This is a genomic window from Providencia sp. NPDC089933 (genome assembly GCF_049545585.1).
GTDB lineage: Bacteria > Pseudomonadota > Gammaproteobacteria > Enterobacterales > Enterobacteriaceae > Providencia > Providencia huashanensis.
Genome location: NZ_JBMWDT010000004.1, coordinates 289,971 through 310,585, shown reverse-complemented (window position 1 = coordinate 310,585; position 20,615 = coordinate 289,971). Strand labels below are relative to the sequence as shown.

Below are 20,615 nucleotides of genomic sequence, written 5' to 3'. Positions count from 1 at the left end.
ATACTGATGTATGCTCCCCGAGATCTCCTCATTTGCCGCCTACCTACAACTTGAACTATTTAGAGGATAGTATTGATTTCGTTTTTCTAAAATCATCCTACAGAATTCAGTTACTAATTTGAGTCGTGGGGGCTACACTCGGTGACTTGGGTCACATACTGGTGTATGTTCCTAGGGATTAACGTATTTGACGCCTAGCTACAGCACAAATTATTTAGAGTATATGATTGGAGATGAGTAGAATTATTCCTTTCATTAACTATCTTTAAAATGATTGCGGTTGTTATTATTTCCTTTCTAATCATTGGTTTTGGTTTTTTCTTCAGTAAATTTTTTTGTCTTTATCGCTTGAATTTTTGTTTTTCGCCCCCAACTAATCTGCATCGATAAGTCAAACCTATCCAATTAGATTGATGAAATAGAGGCGATTAATGAGTATGAAAGGACAGGAAACGCGTGGTTTCCAATCAGAAGTTAAGCAACTCCTCCAATTAATGATCCACTCTCTTTATTCGAATAAAGAGATTTTCTTACGCGAATTGATCTCCAACGCATCAGATGCGGCGGATAAACTGCGTTTTCGTGCGTTATCTAAACCAGAACTGTATGAGAATGATGGTGAATTGCGTGTACGTATTAGCGCAGATAAAGACCAAGGTACATTAACGATTAGTGATAACGGTATTGGTATGAGCCGTGAAGAAGTTATTGATAACTTGGGGACTATCGCAAAATCAGGTACGAAAGCATTTTTAGAATCTCTAGGTACTGATCAGGCAAAAGATAGCCAAATGATTGGTCAATTTGGTGTTGGTTTCTATTCAGCTTTTATTGTCGCAGATAAAGTCACAGTACGTAGCCGTGCAGCAGGAGCCCCTGCGGATGAAGGTGTTTTTTGGGAATCTGCGGGTGAAGGTGAGTATACTATTGCCGATATTGAAAAAGCGGAACGCGGTACAGAAATTACGTTGCATTTACGTGACGATGAAAAAGAATTCCTTGATAACTGGCGTCTACGCTCAGTAATTAGTAAATATTCAGACCATATTGCTTTACCTGTTGAAATTGAAGATAAAAATGAAGAAGACGGTACGGTAACGTGGGAAAAGATTAACCAAGCTAAAGCACTATGGACACGTAGTAAGTCTGAGATCTCTGATGAAGAGTATGTTGAATTCTATAAACATATTTCCCACGACTATGCTGACCCTTTGACTTGGACGCACAACCGCGTTGAAGGTAAACAAGAGTATACCAGTTTACTGTATGTTCCTTCTCAAGCACCATTCGACTTATGGAATCGTGACCAACAGCATGGCCTGAAATTATACGTTCAACGCGTATTTATTATGGATGACGCTGAACAGTTTATGCCAAATTACCTACGGTTTATTCGTGGTGTATTAGATTCCAATGATTTGCCATTGAACGTTTCTCGTGAAATATTGCAAGATAGCGCATTAACACGCAGTTTACGTAGTGCATTGACTAAACGTGTTCTACAAATGCTTGAAAAATTGGCGAAAACAGATGCGGAAAAATATCAAACTTTCTGGCAACAATTTGGTTTAGTGATGAAAGAGGGCCCTGCGGAAGATATGGCAAATGGTGAAACCATTGCTAAACTTCTGCGTTTCGCGACCACTCAAACAGATAGCAGCGTGCAAAATGTTTCTTTAGAAGACTACGTTAGCCGTATGGTGGAAGGGCAGGATAAAATTTACTATATCACCGCAGATAGCTATGCGGCGGCAAAAGGTAGCCCACACCTCGAATTATTCCGTAAAAAAGGTATTGAGGTATTGTTGTTATCCGACCGTATTGACGAATGGATGATGAACTATTTGTCTGAGTTTGATGGCAAACAATTCCAATCAGTCAGTAAAGCTGATGAGTCATTAGATAAACTTGCGGATGAAAACAAAGCTGAACAAGAAGAAGCGGATAAACAATTAGCACCATTTGTTGAGCGTGTAAAATCATTCTTGGGTGAAAGGGTTAAAGACGTCAAACTGACGCATCGTTTAACCGATACTCCAGCGATTGTCACTACAAATGCTGATGAAATGAGCACTCAGATGGCGAAATTATTCGCTGCGGCTGGTCAAGCTGCGCCAGAAGTGAAATACAACTTCGAATTAAACCCAGCACACCCATTGGTGAAAAAAGCGTCTGAAGTGTCAGATGAGTCTGTATTTGCTGATTGGGTTGATGTGTTATTGGATCAAGCATTATTGGCCGAGCGTGGTACATTGGAAGATCCAAATTTATTTATACGAAAAATCAACGAATTGCTTTTAAAATAAGTTAATTTTGTACTTTCGTTTTTGAACATAAACCACGCTTTTGCTTGTGCTTTAGCGTGGTTTTTTTCTTTTGCGAAAAAAGATAAATGCGAAAACGTTTACGTGTGTTCTTGAGTAAAGCGCCATGCTAATGGTATGGTAGCTTGTTTTCTTTTCAAATTATAAAAATCTAAATAGCAAGGGGTTTACGCAATGCGTATCATTCTGCTTGGCGCTCCAGGCGCTGGTAAGGGCACTCAAGCTCAATTTATTATGGAAAAGTTTGGGATCCCTCAAATTTCAACAGGTGACATGCTACGTGCAGCTGTTAAGTCAGGGAGCGAACTTGGTTTGCAAGCTAAAGAATTAATGGATAACGGTAAATTAGTGACTGACGAATTGGTTATCGCATTAGTTAAAGAGCGTATCAAACAAGATGATTGCCGTAATGGGTTCTTGTTAGATGGGTTCCCTCGCACAATTCCGCAAGCGGATGCCATGAAAGAAGCAGGTATTACCGTTGATAACGTCCTTGAATTTGATGTACCAGACGAAATCATCGTTGAGCGCATCATTGGCCGTCGTGTACATGCACCATCTGGTCGTGTTTACCACATCAACTTTAATCCACCGAAAGTGGAAGGTAAAGACGATGTAACCGGTGAAGAATTAACGATACGTAAAGATGACCAAGAAGATACCGTACGTAAACGTTTAGTTGAGTACCATGCATTAACGGCTCCTTTAATTGCTTATTATCAAAATGAAGCAAAACAAGGTAATACGAAGTACTTCAAATTGGATGGTACACGTAAAGTTTCTGAAGTTAGTGAAGAATTAGCAAAAATTTTAGGTTAATATTGGCACTCCTTATGCTTCTTGTTACTGTATAACAGTAACTTGCATTATTAAGGGTGTAAGCCAAGTATAAGGCAGCGAGATCGCTGCCTTTATTGTTATACCACTTGGTGATAAAAATAGTTATTTAACTATGTTAATGTTGGGAATGATTATCAATTAGGAGTTGTTTCATGTCAGAAAAAAAATACGGCATTTTATTGGCTAACCTAGGAACACCTGATGCCCCAACAACCTCAGCAGTTAGACGCTATTTAGCAGAATTTCTTAGTGATACTCGCGTTATTGATGTACCTCGTCTAATTTGGAAACCTATTCTATATGGTGCAATTTTGCCTATTCGGTCGTCGAAAGTCGCGAAATTATATCAATCTATTTGGTTAGAAGACGGCTCCCCATTATTGGTTTACTCTTTACGCCAAAAGCAAAAATTAGCCGCTTTGTTGCCTAATATTCCAGTAGATATAGGGATGAGCTACGGTTCACCATCAATTAAAACTGCGATTGATAACCTGATGGAGCAAGGGGTTACTGATTTAGTGGTCTTACCTTTATATCCACAATATTCATGTACCACAACTGCTGCGGTTTATGATGCAGTTACAAGGGCATTTCAAGGTCGACGTACTATTCCGTCAGTTCAATTTATTCGGAGTTATGCCACTCATCCTGCGTACATTAAAGCACTGGTAACTTCTATTGAAGCTAGTTTTGCCAAGCACGGTGAACCAGATAGGCTGGTATTGTCTTTCCACGGCATTCCTAAGCGTTATTGTGATACAGGTGATATCTATCAGCAAGAATGTGAAAAAACCGCTCAGGCATTGCGTGAAGCCTTAAATTATCCAAGTGATAACGTGTTACTCACTTACCAGTCACGTTTTGGACGAGAGCCTTGGCTCATGCCCTACATGGATAAAACAATGCATGAATTACCCAGCCAAGGTGTAAAATCAGTTCAGGTTATTTGTCCTGGGTTTTCAGTTGATTGTTTGGAAACATTAGAAGAGATAAGCGAACAAAATAAAGAGTTCTTTATTAGCAGTGGTGGTCATAAATATAATTACATATCGGCTTTAAATGATAATCAAGATAGTATTAGCATGATTAATTTAATAATTGAAGATGCATTAAAGTAGTCAATGCATACAATTAATACAAAAAAGTTAGCTTATCGATATATCAAAAATTCGATTATAGACTATAATAACTTATCTGAAATTAAAAACGATTAAACAAATTTTATGTCTTTTGGAATTAATATGAGCAATGAGCAACCGCCACGAGGCAATAATATAGAGCAGAAATCAAATACTGCTCCTCAGTTTCATTTACAGCAGAATGATGAAATTGACCTCATGGCATTATTTTCGATTTTATTAAAGCATAAGCTCTTAATTATTATTTTTACTGCTTTCTGTATTGTGTTGAGCGCGGGGATTGTCAGCTTTTTACCCCAAAAATGGAGTAGTACAGCAATTGTTATTCCTCCTACATCTGAAAACATCCAAGAAGTAAACAAATTAAAAGCGCAATTAGACGCACTAGAAATCCCTATTGATTTAAGTGCTCAGCGCATTTTTAGTGTGTTTGTTGATCAGTTTCGTTCAAAAGTTAACCAGAGCGAATATGTAAAAAGTACACGGTATTTTCAGCAGTTAGCGCAAAATATCGAACCGAAAGATGATGTTGCTAGTCAACAACGGTTAGTGAATCAAATCATTACCAACGATATCCAAATTCAAGACCAATCGAAAGAAAAAAACAGTACCTCCAATGACATTGTTTTAAAGTTTACGGCGTCTTTACCTATCGAAGCACAAGACTTACTTGAGGGGTATATTCGCTATAGTGCATCAAAAGTGAGGCAGCAAATTAAAGTTGAGATAGATAACACTGTTTCTCAGCGGTTGATCTTTGCTAGCGAATCACTGAAACGCGAAGTCAGTAAAATCCAAACGGAATATGATGTTAAAGTTGAACGCTTAAAGCGAGCTGTTGACATCGCGAAAGCTGCTGGGATAGAAAAACCGATTGCGAGTGATTCTGTAACGATCAACGATGACCCTGACTACCCAATTGCGCTTGGTACAGAAGCCTTAGAAAAGAAATTACTCATTGAGACACAAAACCGTGATTTAGCTTTAATGAGCGAAACCTTGCAGAACCGTCAAATTTATATTGATGAACTTAATGCGTTAACGAGCAAGGAGTTAGACTTTGCACCCGTGATGTTTATTTTGACACCGGATTTCCCACTACAAAAAGATTCACCTAAATCATCGCTTATTGTGGCATTGAGCGCAGTTCTCGGCTTTATATTGAGCTGTTCATTTGTATTGAGTCGCCAGTTATATCGTGATTATAAACAGCAAAATGTGTAATTATTCAGCTAGATGATAGTAATCAAGCCAGCTCTTTCTTTTGAGGTGCTGGCTTAGCTTTATCGTGTTAGAATAGGGAGATGTTCCATTTTTAATCTCCTAATTATGAAATTCCCCGGTCAGCGTAAGTCAAAACATTACTTCCCTGTTAGTCTCAGAGATCCGCTTTTACAGCCCCTAAAAGAAACGTTGGCTGATGAAGAAAACTGTAAATCCTATATTGTTGGTATCGACCAAACTTTGGTCGACATCGAAGCAAAAGTGGATGATGAGTTTATTCAACGCTATCAATTAAGCAAAGGGCACTCACTGGTTATAGAAGATGCTATTGCTGAGGCGTTATATAAAGAATTAACAGATAACGCATTGATTACACATGAATTTGCGGGTGGTACGATTGGTAATACATTGCATAATTATTCTGTCTTAGCGGATGATCGCTCTGTCCTGTTAGGCACAATGTGTAACAATATCCAAATTGGCAGTTATGCTTATCGTTATTTATGTCATACCTCTAGCCGTATGGATTTAAATTTCTTGCAAGGTGTTGATGGCCCTATTGGGCGTTGTTTCACGCTAATTACTGAAAATGGTGAGCGGACGTTTGCTATTAGCCCTGGCCATATGAACCGCTTACAGCCTAGTAGTATCCCTGAAGATATTATTGCAGGGGCTTCTGCATTAGTATTAACGGCCTATTTAGTACGTTGTAAGCCAGGTGAGACCATGCCTGAAGCGACGATGCAAGCCATTACATATGCGAAAAAACATAATGTGCCAGTGGTATTAACTTTGGGGACTAAATTCGTTATTGCTCAGGACCCACAGTTTTGGCGTGATTTTCTCGCCGAACATATTTCAGTAGTCGCGATGAACGAAGATGAAGCACAAGAACTAACCGGTTTAAGTGACCCTCTATTAGCCTCGAATATGGCTTTAGATTGGGTTGATTTAGTGCTTTGTACCGCTGGGCCGTCAGGGTTGTATATGGCTGGGTACACAGAAGAAAGCTATAAACGTACAACACAGCACCCATTGTTACCAGGGGCGATTGCAGAGTTTAATTTGTATGAGTTTAGTCGTGCAATGCGCCAGCAAGATTGCCAAGTACCATTACGGATTTTTTCTCATATTGAACCTTATATGGGGGGGCCGGAAAAAATAATGAATACGAATGGTGCGGGAGACGGCGCATTATCTGCATTACTCCATGATATCACAGCAAATTCTTATCATCGTTCAAACGTCCCAAACTCCAGTAAACATGAACGCCAATACTTAACATATTCATCTTTAGCTCAAGTGTGTAAGTATGCTAATCGTGTTAGTTATCAAGTGTTAACACAGCATTCACCACGGTTAACTCGCGGGTTACCTGAAAAAGAAGATAGTTTGGAAGAATCCTACTGGGACCGCTAAGTTAAAAATGATATTCAATATTTATATTATTGAAGTATGTTAAGTTAATTGACCCTAATATAAATATTGGGGTTTTTTATATCAATATATAACATCTATATATTAATTGATTAATATATTAATTAATTAGTAACAAATTATGAGATAAATTGTGAATAATGATGACAAGAAATAAATCATGGGGCATTAACTAAATGTAGTTAATGGATGAATTTTGGCATTTAAAAGCGACGAATAAATAAAAGCTGCATCCTACTTTATGGGTATAGACATTTCAAATGCAGCTAATCTCTAATAATAATTATATAAACATAACTAATGTGAATTATTTTTATTTAGTGGTAGCAAGTTGGTGCTCTACCTCCACCTTTTCAGATTCTTTTGCATCTTCCTCTTCATAGCGCATAGCTTGAGGGACTGATATTTTGATTGCAATAAATACGGCTAAGGCCCCACCGACCAATTTACCAAGTAAAATGGGGAGAACAAGCGTGGGTTGGAAATTTGCGGTAAAGGCTAAGTGATCACCAATTGTAGCCTGTGCACAAACACCGAATGCAACACATAATACTTTATCTCTTGCACGCATATCTTTGAATAAGTGATAAGTTGCAATGATGTTTGCCATTACCATAATAAAACCTAACGAACCGGTATCACTCAATTTTAAACGGTTACTTAATGCGCGAACTAATGGTTTACAGTAACGTTGGAACAGGTAACAAATTGGGAATGTCCCTGCCAGCATGATACCAATATAACCTGCAATTTCGATTGCACGGAATAGCTCATTTTGATCTGCAAACAGTGGGTCAAAGCCCCATGCACCGAAGACTTTACTAAATACGCCAGTAAAATGCTCAACAATAGAGAATGCTAAGACTAATTTCACAAATGCATCCATAATCTTACCGAAAATTAAAAAACCGGTAACCATTAGCATTGGGCGATATTTTAACCCAGCTGCGAGTAAGAAACAGAATACAAACAGTGGCATCAAGTATTGCAACATCGTGAAGAAGTCTAAGGTTAATTGATGCGCTGCGGGTGAGTTAGTCGAAATAATGTCTCTAACTGGAATATTATTGAATGTAATTAACAACAGGGATGCCAGTACGCCAAAGGGGATCGAGATCAGACCTGCCATCGCACCCAGTGCTAGATATTTATGATCTTTACGATTTAACATGGTTAAACCAACAGGGATCAAATAAACAATGGTGGCACCAGAGGTATAGCCGATCAACATGGCCGTGATCCACATATCGCGGTTTGTTGTGAGTGCATCAGCTAATTGATAGCCACCCATATCGACTGCAATAATTGACAATGCAGCAATTGAAACATCTGACCCTACAGATGAAAAAACAGGGCCAAGCACATAGGATATTAACTGTGATAGTAACGGTACGGCTGCCATAATCCCTGCTTGTGCAAGGAAAACGGGACCAATAGAGAATATACCATTAACAAACTCTTTTCCGAGGTCACTTGTTGGTCTAACAATAGATGCGACTGCGCCTATAATCGCACCGCACATGATTAAATAGATAATGTAATTTCCGAATTCAGCCATGGTAGGGTCCTTTTATTATTTTAGTGTCTTAATTGGCGAGAACGGGCAATGATGTCGCGATACTGTTCCATCACGCCTTGCATGTTGGTTCCATCTGGGCGTGTTATGGTTGCATTGCGTCTAACTGCCATTTCGTGAGTGATACCTAGGCCTTTACGAGCCAATAAGGCTGCGCCTAATGCTGTTACTTCACGGTTTGCTGGTGCTTCAATATTTTTTTGTAATAAATTGGCTAAAAACTGCTTAAAGTATTGATTTGAAGATAACCCTCCATCGACTGAAATTGACTGACCTAAAGGTGAAACTTGCTCCATTGCAAAAATAACTTCCGCTGAACGAGCTGCTATTCCTTCAAGAACGGACTGCATCATGTCTTTTTTATCGGTATCTAGAGAAAGCCCCGCCCATAACCCCGCGGCACTCCGATCCCAGTAAGGGCAGCCTAAGCCAGATAATGCAGGTACGAATGCAAGGCCGCGTTTAATTGCTGGTTCAGTTCTAAAATCGGTGAGTTCATCGAATGAGTCGAAAAGGCCAATTTTACGCGCCCAATTAATGGCTGATGCTGCGTTATATACCCCTCCATCTAATCCGAAAACGGCAGGTGTACCCGGAAATTTCCAGCACAAGGTTGGTAATAATCCACTTTCGTGAGTTTTAGGAATATCAGCCCCTGTCAGTGCTTGTAAAAAAGCGCCTGTACCGAAAGTAATTTTTGCATCCCCTTTTTCACGGCAGCCATGACCGTATGTGCCGGCAAACTGGTCAACAATGATTGCCGTGACAGGGGTTAAATGCCCATCGAGGTTGATGGCACCAAAATCACCAATATTGTCTTTAATAGGTGGCAAACAATGAATAGGCACACCAAAAATGTCACATAGTTGTTGATCCCACTCTAAAGTGTGAATATTGAGTAGTGAGGTTCGTGATGCGGAATTATAGTCAGTGACAAATACACCACATAAACGGTCGAGGAAAAAAGCATCCATTGTGCCTATCCGTAGCTGGTTTTTATCCGCTAGCGTTTTCGCTCCCACCACATTCTCAATAATCCATCCCATTTTGCTGGCGGAAAAATAAGGGTCTAGTGGCAAACCTGATTTAGATTGCACTAGTGGTTCCAAGCCTGCTTCTTTCAGTCGTGAAATGGTTTTTTCAGTGCGTAAATCTTGCCAAACGATCGCATTGTATAAAGGGCGCTTACTTTGAGCATCCCATGCGACAATGCTTTCACCTTGATGACAAAGACCAATCGCATCAACAACCTCGCAGCTATTTAAGCATTTAATAATATTTGCCAAGATTTCCTCAGGGTCATGTTCTACCCAACCACTGTTCAACGTGATTTGTTTATGAGGAATGCTCATTGGGGAGTGATAATGGCCGCCTTCTTCAAAGACAACGACCCGGGTTCCCGTTGTTCCCTGATCGATAGCCGCATAACGTTGATTGAGCATCGCAATATTCCCAGTGTTGTAAATGTTGTAAATTAGTCTGTTTTTTTGCTTACTATCGTTTAATCGGAAATAAAATCCACAAAAAACTCACAATAAGTTTCACTAATGTGATAAAACTCACAATATTGTAACAATGTGAATAATATTTTTGTTAATGTTGTGGTTTGTGTTGTTTTATTTGTTGTGGTTGTGGGAATTATGTGGTTTTATGTGTGCAAGTTAGAAATTAAGGATCTCAGCCATGGATATTAATAATAAAAAAATTTGGGATGTCATTGTCATCGGCGGTGGTGTCATTGGCTGTGCTGTGACACGTAAATTTACACTAATGGGTGCCAAAACACTGCTGTTAGAGCGTGGTGGAGACATTCTTTCGGGAGCAAGTAAGGCAAATAGTGCACTATTACATACGGGTTTTGACGCCACACCAGGGAGTCTGGAACTTGAATGTATGCAAGATGGGTATCGTGAATTCATTGAAATCAGAGAAAAAATGAATTTACCATTACTCGAAACCGGAGCATTAGTTGTTGCATGGAATGAAGAGCAATTGAGTAAACTCCCTGCGATTGTTGAGCAAGCACACACTAACAATGTATTAGATGTGGCAATCATCGATAAAGAGGAGTTATATCGCCGAGAACCACATTTGGCTCAGGGCGCGCAGGCTGCGGTTCATGTCCCCGGTGAAGCGGTTATCGACCCTTGGAGTACGCCACTGTCTTATTTAACTCAAGCAGTGAAACATGGTGCTGAATATCGTTTTCATTGTGAAGTAAAAAACGGTTCGCTAAACAATGGGGTGTGGGATTTAACCACATCAAAAGGTGAGTTTTCTGCCCGTTTGGTAATTAATTGTGCTGGTATTAACGGTGATATTGTGGAGTCGATCTGCCACCCATCACCATTCCAAATAAAACCACGCAAAGGGCAGTTTTTGGTTTATGACAAAGCCGCCGCTGCCGATATTAATGCGATCATTTTACCAGTGCCAACCGCAATAACTAAAGGCGTACTATTATCAAAAACTATTTTTGGTAACTTATTATTAGGCCCAACAGCAGAAGAACAGGATGACCGTTGGAAAGCGGAAGTGAAACAAGAAGTGCTAGAGGGTTTAATCGCCCAAGGCTCTCAGATGTTACCTTCATTACATAATTATAGTGTAACGGCAACTTATGCGGGACTGCGCCCTGCAACAGAAGAAAAATATTATCGTATAAATGATTATCCTGAAAAACACTGGATATGCGCAGGCGGGATCCGTTCAACGGGGTTAACCTCTGCTTTAGGTGTTGCTAACTACTTGGCAAAACTATACCAACAACACTTTACGCCATTATTTGAGCTTTCTCCTCCAGAAACGCTAATTTGGCCAACAATGCCAATGATATCCGAATATCACCAACGGGATTATCAGTGTAAAAGTAATGGTGGCATCGTATGTCACTGTGAGCTTGTTACGCAGCGAGAAATTGAAGCTGCGTTTGACTCCGATATTCCGCCTGAATGCTTAGGGGCATTGCGACGTAGAACGCGCGTGATGATGGGGCGTTGTAATGGGTTTTATTGTAGCAGTCAGGTAGCAGAAATAATCAATGGCCGGTTTGACCATACATTAGCAGTGGAGGCAGTAAAATGAGTTTGAATTATGATGTGGTTATCATAGGCTCAGGGCCTGCTGGGGTTGCTGCTGCGTATTCGTTGCGCCGTCGCGGTATTCAACGTGTTGCTATCATTGAACGTGAAGCTGATGCTGGCGGGGTTCCGCGTCATTGCCAGCACCCAACGTTTGGGGTACTTGCCTTTAAGCGCCCAATGAAAGGGAACCAGTTCGCTAAAAAGATTGTAGCTCAACTGGGAGACACGCCTATCTTTACCCGTAGTACGGTGACTCAGCTTCACCCTAATGGGCATTTAACCATTTCTACTCCTGATGGGCTTGTAGAGGCGCAAGCAAAACGTGTTTTAATTGCAACAGGAGTGCGGGAGACACCAAGGCATCCACGCTTGGTATCAGGGTTGCGTCCCCAAGGTATTATCACTGCGGGGGCATTACAGCAATTTGTGTATCTTAATGGTAAAAAACCGTGTCGTAACCCAGTTATTGTGGGGAGCGAACTGGTAAGCTTTTCTGCTTTATGGACACTAAAAAATGCAGGCGTTAAAGCGCAGGCTATGATTGAAAGTGGTGATCGCATTTTGGCCTTTAAGCCAGCCACATTATTTGCCAAAGCAATGGGAACGCCAGTGTTTCTTAATAGCCAAATTACTGAAATTGGTGGATTAGAGCGTGTAGAGTATGTGGTAGTTGAAAGTGCCGGTAAAACTCACAAAATTATGTGTGATTCGGTCATTTTTACTGGGCAATTTGTTGGGGAAAATACATTAATTCGCAAAAGCCACCTTGATTATGATGCGGCGACAGGCAAACCTGTAACGGACCAACGGGGTCGTTGCTCTGATACGAGCTACTATGCTGCTGGTAATATGTTACACCCTGCAGATATGGGTGATCAGTGTTACCAAGAGGGGCTTTGGGTAGGTGAACAGATTGCAGATGACCTACTGGCGAATCATCACCAACAGCAACTAAAAGAGACTCAACGGCTCCCAGTGCATCTGGATGATAAAATTTGCTTTAGTGTGCCTGCTTGCATTGATATTAATGATAATTCAATAAATAAAATTAATTTTAATATTAAAGTCGAGCACCCGGTGAATGGCACTATTAAGGTTATGGCTGGCAGTACATTATTATATGAAAAGCACCATCGAGGTTTGCCAACTAGGCGTATTTTGCTGAAAAATATCGATTTAACAAAAATACAACGAGATGCTACTGAAATTAGTATCGCTGTTGTATAGTGCTAGAAATGTAAATGGTCAAGAAGGGTTAAACTATGTGTGAGGGGCGTTCCTCAAAAGTACGTCATCAAACCATCATTGAGTTACTTTCTACTCAGGGTCAGGTGTATGTACAAGAGCTCGCAAAGCATTTTAATGTCGCGCAAGAAACTATCCGTCGAGATCTGAGTAAGCTCGAAACTCAAAAATTACTTAAGAAAATTCATGGTGGCGCAGTTAATATTCAGTCAAAGTTTGAACGTAATTTTACTGAAAGGGCTCAAGCCGCGGTTGATGAAAAAAAAGCGATTGCAGCGAAAGCGGCTGAATTTATTAAACCGGGTGATACGTTGTTTATCGATTTTGGTACAACAACATTTGAATTTAGCCAGCGAGTAAAGCTAATTGATAACCTAACAATAATTACTAACTCACCGCTATTAGCGAATATATTGCAGGAAAACCCAACAATTGAAACTATTTTAATTGGTGGGCAATTTAATGCAGCGCAAAATGCCTGCTTAGGGGCTATTGCGCTAAAGAATATTGCTGAATTTTTTGCTGATTATGCGGTTATAGGTGCAGGGGCTATTCATTCATTACATGGGGTTATGGATCAACATGTTGATGAGGCTGCTATTGCGCAAAAAATGATGGAAAATAGTGACAAATTAATGGTATTAGCGGACGGCACAAAAGCCAATAAGCATGCCATTAATTTTGTTACAGGTTGGGATAATATTGATTATTTAGTGACAACCAGCAAAGACTTTAAATTACCTGAAAATAAAAAACGACCAAAAACAAAGATTATTATTGCAGAGCTTGAATAAGCTGTAGTTTTAAAAATTAAATTTTAGTTCTCCCTATGGAAAATAATGAATTATTTTTTATAGGGTTGCTTTATCCAAAATACGTTATTGCCAACACTAGGAATTATTATGAGCCTTTATTTTATTGCTTGCCCTTACTCAGACCCTGATAGCAATGTTGTGGAAATGCGCTTTCAGGAGTGTACAAAATTTGCCGCTGAACTCGCCCTTCAAGGGATTGCAACTTATAGCCAGATCACAATGACTCATCCAATAAATCAATTTCTTGCAACACAAGGACAAAAAGTGGCTTGGTCTTCCATCGATATGGAATTCTTGAAACGTTGTGATGGGTTAATTGTATTGACGTTACCCGGCTGGGAAAAGAGTGGTGGTGTTGCGGCAGAAATTCAATTTTTTAAAGATAAAGGCTTGCCTGTTTGGACTGGCGACGAGTTTAAGGCTCAAATGGAAAAATAATTTCCAGCCATAAAATAAATCGGTCCATAACCTATTGTTGTTATGGACTTTTTATTTATGCCAATTATTTAATAATATTCGTACTGATATTTGAACGTTTCAATTAAAGTATCAGGTAGATTACTACGTGAATTCGTTAACTTTTCTGTTAGGCAGTTACCAAATTTATCAGTTTCTAAACACTCAATAGTGGTGGAGACTTCCTCATTATTGAGTTTGATTTTACGTATTTCTTGTTTAAAAAAACCGTGAGTGTCATAACTAAACTGGCGGATATCTTGCCCTGAATTACCGACCATTGAGACAAGTTTTCCTTGGTCATCATAGGAATATTGGTAAAATACCTCGACTCCTTCAGTAAAGCCCTTTGTGGAATCTATTTTGCCATTTTTGTACGTGGTACTGACTGTATAGTCATTACCTGCTTGGTCATGGGTTTTGACTGTGGATATTTTCCCGGATGGGTCTTGCTCAAAGGTGAACTTACCTTCGATACTCTGTATTGGCTGGCCGAATGAAATAATATTTACCATTTCATAGGTTGGATTTTTTTGGATGGTTCTCTTTAGTGATGAGTTTAGTTCTTTGTCTAAAAACCATTTTGACTCACTTTGATAGCTTTCTAAAGCACCACAAGTTGAAAACTGCATTTGTAGCGTTTTTGTATCTAGAGGCGAGCCTGTGGGAGTTGATGCATAGCTTACTGACTTTATTGATTTAATAGGGCCATAGACTATCTTTTGAGTCATTAAATGCAAGTTTTCACGATGTGTGTTTCGTAACTCATCACGACAGTCATCTACTGCATAAGCCGATGAAATAAATAATGACAATAAGCAAAGCAGGTGGTTTTTTTTCATTTATTATTTTCCTGAATTTTAACGAGTAGGAAATAATATAGAAGGTGTAATCAAAAAGTTTGTGTAAAAAAGCCGTAACTCGAGTTACGGCTTTAAAGGGGGAATAAAGCTCTAGTGGCTAGGTTTTAGGTATTCCGCTAAATTCTTGCCTTCACCTTTTTTATCGTTGTCACCATCAATAAAATCATCGACAGAACAGCCAAATTCCTCTACATCGTGGCACATGAGTGTCGCCATTGATTTGGCAATTTCATGTTCACCAATAATGATATGGTCAGCACCGCGTTCTTTGATAAAGCTGACTTCGTCATCATAGTGAGCACGAACAATCACAGTAATGTTAGGGTTCATTTCTTTAGCTGTTGCCACAATTTCACCTGCTTCATAACCATTAGGAATGGTTAGCAGTAACGTTTTGGCACATTCGATGCGGGCAAGGCTAATAATGTCTTTATTCGCGCCATTACCTAAAATCGCACTAAAGCCATTTTCGGCCAGCTCTTCAAACCTTGCTCGAGTATCTTCAACGACAACAACAGGGATTTCTTTTCTACGTAGCTTGTCTGCTAGCATACCGCCTACACGCCCATAACCGACAATGATGGCATGGCCACAAATATCGACAGGCACTTGAGTTTCTTCTTCCAGCGTTTCTTCCAGAAGTTGTTCTTCAATGGTTTCGGTACTTTCGAGGTATTTATCTAATAAAGTAAATAACACAGGGTTAAGCATAATAGAGACAATTGCCCCTGCTAACACAAGGTTCTGCGCGTCTTTATCCATGACACCGAGTGTTAAGCCCATACCTGCTAAGATAAATGCAAACTCACCGATTTGTGCAAGGCTAACTGATATGGTTAAGGCGGTTCGCCGTGAATGGCCAAACATCCTGACTAGTGCTAATGCCGCCGCAGATTTACCAATGATAATAATGGCGAGTACACCAAGAATGCCTAAAGGTTGTTCAATAAGTACGACTGGGTCAAATAGCATCCCGACGGAGACAAAGAACAGAACAGCAAATGCATCACGTAATGGTAAGGTATCCTGTGCTGCGCGGTGGCTCAATTCTGATTCGTTTAATACCATCCCAGCAAAGAAAGCACCAAGAGCGAATGAAGCGTCGAAAATCGCGACTGCTGCGTAGGCAATACCTAATGCTAGCGCAAGTACTGCAAGGGTAAATAGTTCACGAGACCCCGTAGAAGCGGTGCGCGATAAAATCCATGGAATGACCTTTCTGCCAATCACTATCATAATGAAGATGAATAGAACAACTTTCCCGATAGTCCAAGCTAGGCCTAATGCTAATTCACTAAAGCTTGCGTCATCGGTATTCATGATGGCAGCGGCTGCGGGGAGTAGGACCAAGGTTAATACCATGGCTAAGTCTTCCACAATCAGCCAGCCAATCGCAATTTGCCCACGTTGACTTTCAATCAGTTGCCGTTCTTCTAATGCACGAAGTAATACCACAGTACTGGCGGTCGAAAGACAAAGACCAAAAACAATACCCGTAAAGATCCCCCAGCCGAACAATAGGGATAACCCAAGACCAAGTAAGGTGGCTACTGCGATTTGTGCAATTGCCCCAGGAATGGCGATGGATTTAACGGCGAGTAAATCTTTCAGTGAAAAATGTAGGCCAACCCCAAACATCAGTAAAATAACACCGATTTCAGCTAACTCGGGTGCAAGAGCCGCATCCGCAACAAACCCTGGCGTAAATGGGCCTGCGAGAACACCTGCTGCAAGGTAACCAACTAAAGGGGAGATTTTTAATCGCTGTGCGATCATACCTAACACATATGCAAGGGCGAGACCACCAACAATGGTTGTGATTAAGGGCGTTGAATGCTCCATTTAGTCTCCTCTGATTAGTATAAATAATAATAGGTGGGTACATGCCGTTGACTTTTAAAATGAGGCCTTCATTTTAAAATGCAAATGCGATGTTTTTATATTTTAACTTTTTTTGAGAAAAATTTCCTTAAAAAAATGAAATGTTTTTAAAAAAAAGACGCTTTAAGGGTGCTAAATCGTTACAAACGATAAGATTATGGGATTTTTATCTGGAATTTATCTCTAATGTGGTGAGAAAGACCCACACTTATTTTTAGGTAAGTGTGGGAAATATAACAAAATAAATCTATTTGTGACCGATATTCGGCAGCAATACTGTAAAAATGCCAAGTAATGGTAGGAAAGCACAATAATGATAAACTTGTTCTATACTGGTTAAGTCAGCGATATGCCCTAAGACGGCAGCACCGACGCCTCCCATTCCAAAAGCGAGACCAAAGAATAACCCTGACACCATGCCTGTTTTACCGGGGATTAGTTCTTGCGCATAGACCAAAATAGCAGAAAAAGCGGAGGCTAAAATCATCCCGATAATCACGGTAAGGATACCAGTCCAATACAGTGAGGCATAAGGTAAAATTAAGGTAAAAGGTGCAACTCCGAGGATTGAGAACCAAATAACGTATTTACGCCCTATTTTGTCACCAATAGGGCCGCCAATCATGGTGCCTGCTGCAACTGCGAATAAGAAAACAAATAAGTGGATCTGGGCGTTTTGCACAGAAACACCAAACTTATCGATCAGATAAAAAGTGTAATAGCTGCTAATACTGGCCAAATAGAAATATTTGGAAAAAATCAACACTAACAATACTGCTAGTGAACCAATAATCGCTTTACGTGGTAACACGTTAATATCAGCGGTAGAAGCGGGTTTTTTACTTGCAGCACGGTGCTGTTGCTTATACCAATTACTGACTTGTAATAAAATGACGATGGCGAGTAATGCCGCTAATGAAAACCAGCCAATATTCCCTTTCCCATAAGGCTCTATAATTAAAGCCGCGAGTAATGGTCCTAAAGAAGCGCCTAAATTGCCGCCAACTTGGAAAAAGGACTGAGCGAGGCCATGACGCCCCCCTGATGCCATACGAGCAACACGCGAAGACTCAGGGTGAAAGACCGAAGAGCCGGTTCCGACTAAAGCGGCAGCGAGCAAAATGGTAGGGAAAGTTTCAGCCATTGCGAGCAAAATAAGCCCCGTTAGGGTAAAGGTCATTCCAATCGGCAATGAATACGGCTGTGGGTGCTTATCGGTATAGTACCCAATGATAGGCTGCAATAATGAAGCCGTAATCTGATAGGTCAAGGTGATCATCCCTATTTGGGCAAAACTCAATGAGAAATCAGCTTGCAACAAAGGGTAAATCGCTAATATCAACGATTGGATCATATCATTGAGTAAATGAGAAACACTGATAGCAGTTAGAATACTAAAAACAGTTTTCCCAGTTTTATTCAGTGGTTTTGATGGATTCGTGTTATTTGGGGTTGTGGTTTGCTCACTCATAATTATCAACTTTCTGTGTTACATAATTGTTATCAATATAGCTGAAATACAATTTATTTAAATGAATAAATAAGTCACATGAAAAAATAACACCAGTGATTTATTTGATGGCGATCTCATTTTTATGAAACGAATTTCTTATTCTGCAATAGGTATCAAATCCTGTTCATATTTTTGTGCTATAAAACTGAGGGTCGTGACAAGCTATAATCTAATATTAGTCAATTAAAATTCCTATACCAGCAGGGAGAAATGTATGAGGTTTACATTTAAGGCATCCGCATGTGCATTGACGGTATCATTAGCGTTAATACCCGCCACTATGGCAAATGCGTGGGAAAAAGATAAAACCTATAATATCACTATTTTGCATACCAATGACCATCATGGGCACTTTTGGCATAATGACCATGGCGAATACGGGCTAGCAGCTCAGAAAACAGTGGTTGATGAAATTCGCGATGAAGTAGCAAAGCAGGGTGGTAGCGTTTTATTGCTGTCTGGTGGTGATATAAACACAGGTGTTCCTGAATCAGATCTGCAAGATGCAGAGCCTGACTTCAAAGGTATGAACCTTGTAGGTTACGATGCAATGGCATTGGGTAACCATGAATTTGATAATCCTTTGGAAACTCTGCGCCAGCAAGAAAAATGGGCAACGTTTCCTTTCTTATCTGCCAATATTTATCAGGCAAGCACAGGTAAGCGTTTATTTAAGCCTTACCAAGTTTTCGATAAGCAAGGCGTAAAAATCGCCGTGATGGGGCTAACAACCGATGATACAGTTCGTATCGGTAACCCAGCAAACTTCCCTGACGTTGAGTTTCGCGTACCTGCTGATGAAGCGAAAAAAGTCGTCGAAGAGTTACGAGAAACAGAAAAACCAGACATCATCATCGCCGCAACCCACATGGGGCACTATGATGATGGCAATCATGGTTCAAATGCGCCGGGTGATGTAGAAATGGCTCGTAGTTTACCCGCGGGTTATTTAGATATGATTGTTGGGGGGCATTCACAAGACCCTGTTTGTATGTCTCAAGAAAATAAAAACTACAAGCAAGCTGATTATGTGCCAGGCACGCCTTGTGCGCCAGATAACCAAAATGGGACTTGGATTGTTCAAGCACACGAATGGGGTAAATATGTCGGACGTGCTGATTTTGAATTTAAAAATGGTAAGTTTACCCTGAAACATTACCAGTTAATTCCAATTAACTTAAAGAAAAAAATCACGAAAGAAGACGGCACGAGTGAGCGCGTTTATTATACGCAAGAAATAGCTCACAACCCTGAAATGACCAAGCTTCTGACGCCTTACCAAGAAAAAGGTGATAAGCAACTTAGTGTGAAGGTGGGGTCAGTTGAAGGTAAACTTGAAGGTGACCGCAGTAAAGTTCGTTTTGTTCAAACCAATATGGGGCATCTTCTGTTAGCTGCACAAAAAGAGCGAGCAGGGGCCGATTTCGCCATCATGAGCGGTGGTGGTGTTCGTGATTCTATTGAAAGTGGTGATATTACCTACAAAGATGTCCTTAAAGTTCAACCGTTTGCTAATGAGCTAGTGTATGTTGATTTTAAAGGGGATGAAGTGATCCCTTATTTGACAGCTGTGGCAAATATGAAGCCTGATGCGGGTGCGTATGGTCAGTTTTATAATGTGAATTTAACACTGAATAAAGATGGCACTATCAGTGATGTTAAAATTGATGGTAAGCCTGTTGACCCTAGCAAAACTTATCGCATGGCAACATTAAACTTCAATGCTATCGGTGGAGATGGTTATCCGAAAATCGACAACCATCCAAACTACGTCAATACAGGTTTTGTCGATGCAGAAGTCCTCAAGGGGTATATTGAAAAACATTCCCCTCTGAAGGCCGCGGACTATGAACCTAAAGGTGAAATTATTTACAACAATAAATAATTCATAAAACCAGTAGAAAAGCTCCATTTATATGGGGCTTTTTTATCGCAAAAATACATTTGCCACTAAACGTGGTCCTTCAAAGATCTTGAAAGTAGATAAGTGCTTAAAATAGTCATTAGGTGCATGGTCAACAAGAAAACGAACTTTTCCTTGTGTTAACCACAACTGATGGCTATTTATTAAGTGGATTTCAAGTTGAAATACTACACTCCAATTTTTACTGTTAGGGATATCGAAGTGAGCGACTGCATAATAGAGCCCGATTGGTGGTAGTTGTTTTCTACCACCATTTTTAGTTAATACCCATTCAATAGTAACGGGAAACATTAAA

16 protein-coding genes are annotated in these 20,615 nt (G+C 40.1%); 10 read left to right on the top strand and 6 right to left on the bottom strand.

Going from position 1 to position 20,615, the window contains the following annotated elements; translation table 11 throughout:
- The first annotated feature begins 437 nt into the window (after positions 1-437).
- The 5 genes from htpG (at position 438) to ACPEH5_RS08685 (ending at position 6,946) form a co-directional block, all read left to right on the top strand.
- On the top strand, positions 438-2,306 hold the full coding sequence (htpG, locus tag ACPEH5_RS08705) for a molecular chaperone HtpG (protein WP_042848252.1): 1,869 nt from the start codon (positions 438-440) through the stop codon (positions 2,304-2,306).
- A 192-nt stretch (positions 2,307-2,498) separates the two neighbouring features.
- Positions 2,499-3,143 (top strand): adenylate kinase, encoded by a 645-nt coding sequence (adk, locus tag ACPEH5_RS08700; protein WP_004913624.1) that lies wholly within the window; start codon positions 2,499-2,501, stop codon positions 3,141-3,143.
- Positions 3,144-3,316: 173 nt separating this feature from the next.
- Positions 3,317-4,282: a ferrochelatase gene (gene hemH / locus ACPEH5_RS08695; protein WP_071548528.1), complete on the top strand. Its 966-nt coding sequence runs from the start codon at positions 3,317-3,319 to the stop codon at positions 4,280-4,282.
- Between the two features lie 123 nt (positions 4,283-4,405).
- Entirely contained in the window at positions 4,406-5,527 is a 1,122-nt protein-coding gene (gene wzz(fepE), locus ACPEH5_RS08690) for an LPS O-antigen length regulator Wzz(fepE) (RefSeq protein ID WP_225832991.1), read from the top strand.
- Positions 5,528-5,632: 105 nt separating this feature from the next.
- On the top strand, positions 5,633-6,946 hold the full coding sequence (locus tag ACPEH5_RS08685) for an inosine/guanosine kinase (protein WP_048608064.1): 1,314 nt from the start codon (positions 5,633-5,635) through the stop codon (positions 6,944-6,946).
- 331 nt (positions 6,947-7,277) lie between these two features.
- Here ACPEH5_RS08685 and eutH read toward each other — a convergent pair whose 3' ends face one another.
- Both eutH and ACPEH5_RS08675 read right to left on the bottom strand, forming a co-directional pair.
- Positions 7,278-8,522 carry an ethanolamine utilization protein EutH gene (gene eutH / locus ACPEH5_RS08680; protein WP_042848141.1) on the bottom strand — a complete coding sequence of 415 codons (1,245 nt, stop codon included), beginning with the start codon at positions 8,520-8,522 and terminating at the stop codon, positions 7,278-7,280.
- A 20-nt stretch (positions 8,523-8,542) separates the two neighbouring features.
- Positions 8,543-9,982 carry an FGGY family carbohydrate kinase gene (locus ACPEH5_RS08675; RefSeq protein ID WP_042848140.1) on the bottom strand — a complete coding sequence of 480 codons (1,440 nt, stop codon included), beginning with the start codon at positions 9,980-9,982 and terminating at the stop codon, positions 8,543-8,545.
- 241 nt (positions 9,983-10,223) lie between these two features.
- Here ACPEH5_RS08675 and ACPEH5_RS08670 point away from each other — a divergent pair, with 241 nt between their 5' ends.
- The 4 genes from ACPEH5_RS08670 to ACPEH5_RS08655 all read left to right on the top strand — a co-directional run bounded on the left by ACPEH5_RS08670 (position 10,224) and on the right by ACPEH5_RS08655 (position 14,121).
- On the top strand, positions 10,224-11,624 hold the full coding sequence (locus ACPEH5_RS08670; RefSeq protein ID WP_281110598.1) for an NAD(P)/FAD-dependent oxidoreductase: 1,401 nt from the start codon (positions 10,224-10,226) through the stop codon (positions 11,622-11,624).
- A complete protein-coding gene (locus tag ACPEH5_RS08665; protein WP_166687265.1) occupies positions 11,621-12,850 on the top strand; it encodes an NAD(P)/FAD-dependent oxidoreductase in 1,230 nt (409 codons plus the stop codon). Before ACPEH5_RS08670 ends, ACPEH5_RS08665 begins: the two co-directional genes overlap by 4 nt.
- 35 nt (positions 12,851-12,885) lie before the next feature.
- Entirely contained in the window at positions 12,886-13,662 is a 777-nt protein-coding gene (locus ACPEH5_RS08660; RefSeq protein WP_042848132.1) for a DeoR/GlpR family DNA-binding transcription regulator, read from the top strand.
- Between the two features lie 108 nt (positions 13,663-13,770).
- Entirely contained in the window at positions 13,771-14,121 is a 351-nt protein-coding gene (locus tag ACPEH5_RS08655) for a DUF1937 family protein (RefSeq protein WP_042848131.1), read from the top strand.
- A gap of 68 nt (positions 14,122-14,189) precedes the next feature.
- Here the strand turns inward: ACPEH5_RS08655 and ACPEH5_RS08650 are convergent, their stop codons facing one another.
- From ACPEH5_RS08650 to ACPEH5_RS08640, 3 genes are all read right to left on the bottom strand, one after another.
- On the bottom strand, positions 14,190-14,981 hold the full coding sequence (locus ACPEH5_RS08650; RefSeq protein WP_131680958.1) for a hypothetical protein: 792 nt from the start codon (positions 14,979-14,981) through the stop codon (positions 14,190-14,192).
- 111 nt (positions 14,982-15,092) lie between these two features.
- Positions 15,093-16,844, bottom strand: coding sequence for a YbaL family putative K(+) efflux transporter (gene ybaL, locus ACPEH5_RS08645; protein WP_042848129.1), 1,752 nt, complete (start codon positions 16,842-16,844; stop codon positions 15,093-15,095).
- 286 nt (positions 16,845-17,130) lie between these two features.
- Positions 17,131-18,354 carry an MFS transporter gene (locus ACPEH5_RS08640; protein WP_042848128.1) on the bottom strand — a complete coding sequence of 408 codons (1,224 nt, stop codon included), beginning with the start codon at positions 18,352-18,354 and terminating at the stop codon, positions 17,131-17,133.
- Between the two features lie 256 nt (positions 18,355-18,610).
- Between ACPEH5_RS08640 and ushA the strand changes: the two genes are divergently transcribed.
- Positions 18,611-20,281, top strand: a complete 1,671-nt coding sequence (ushA, locus tag ACPEH5_RS08635; protein ID WP_129466320.1) for a bifunctional UDP-sugar hydrolase/5'-nucleotidase UshA — start codon at positions 18,611-18,613, stop codon at positions 20,279-20,281.
- A gap of 42 nt (positions 20,282-20,323) precedes the next feature.
- Here the strand turns inward: ushA and ACPEH5_RS08630 are convergent, their stop codons facing one another.
- Positions 20,324-20,611, bottom strand: coding sequence for a hypothetical protein (locus ACPEH5_RS08630; RefSeq protein ID WP_042848125.1), 288 nt, complete (start codon positions 20,609-20,611; stop codon positions 20,324-20,326).
- Positions 20,612-20,615: the final 4 nt, after the last annotated feature.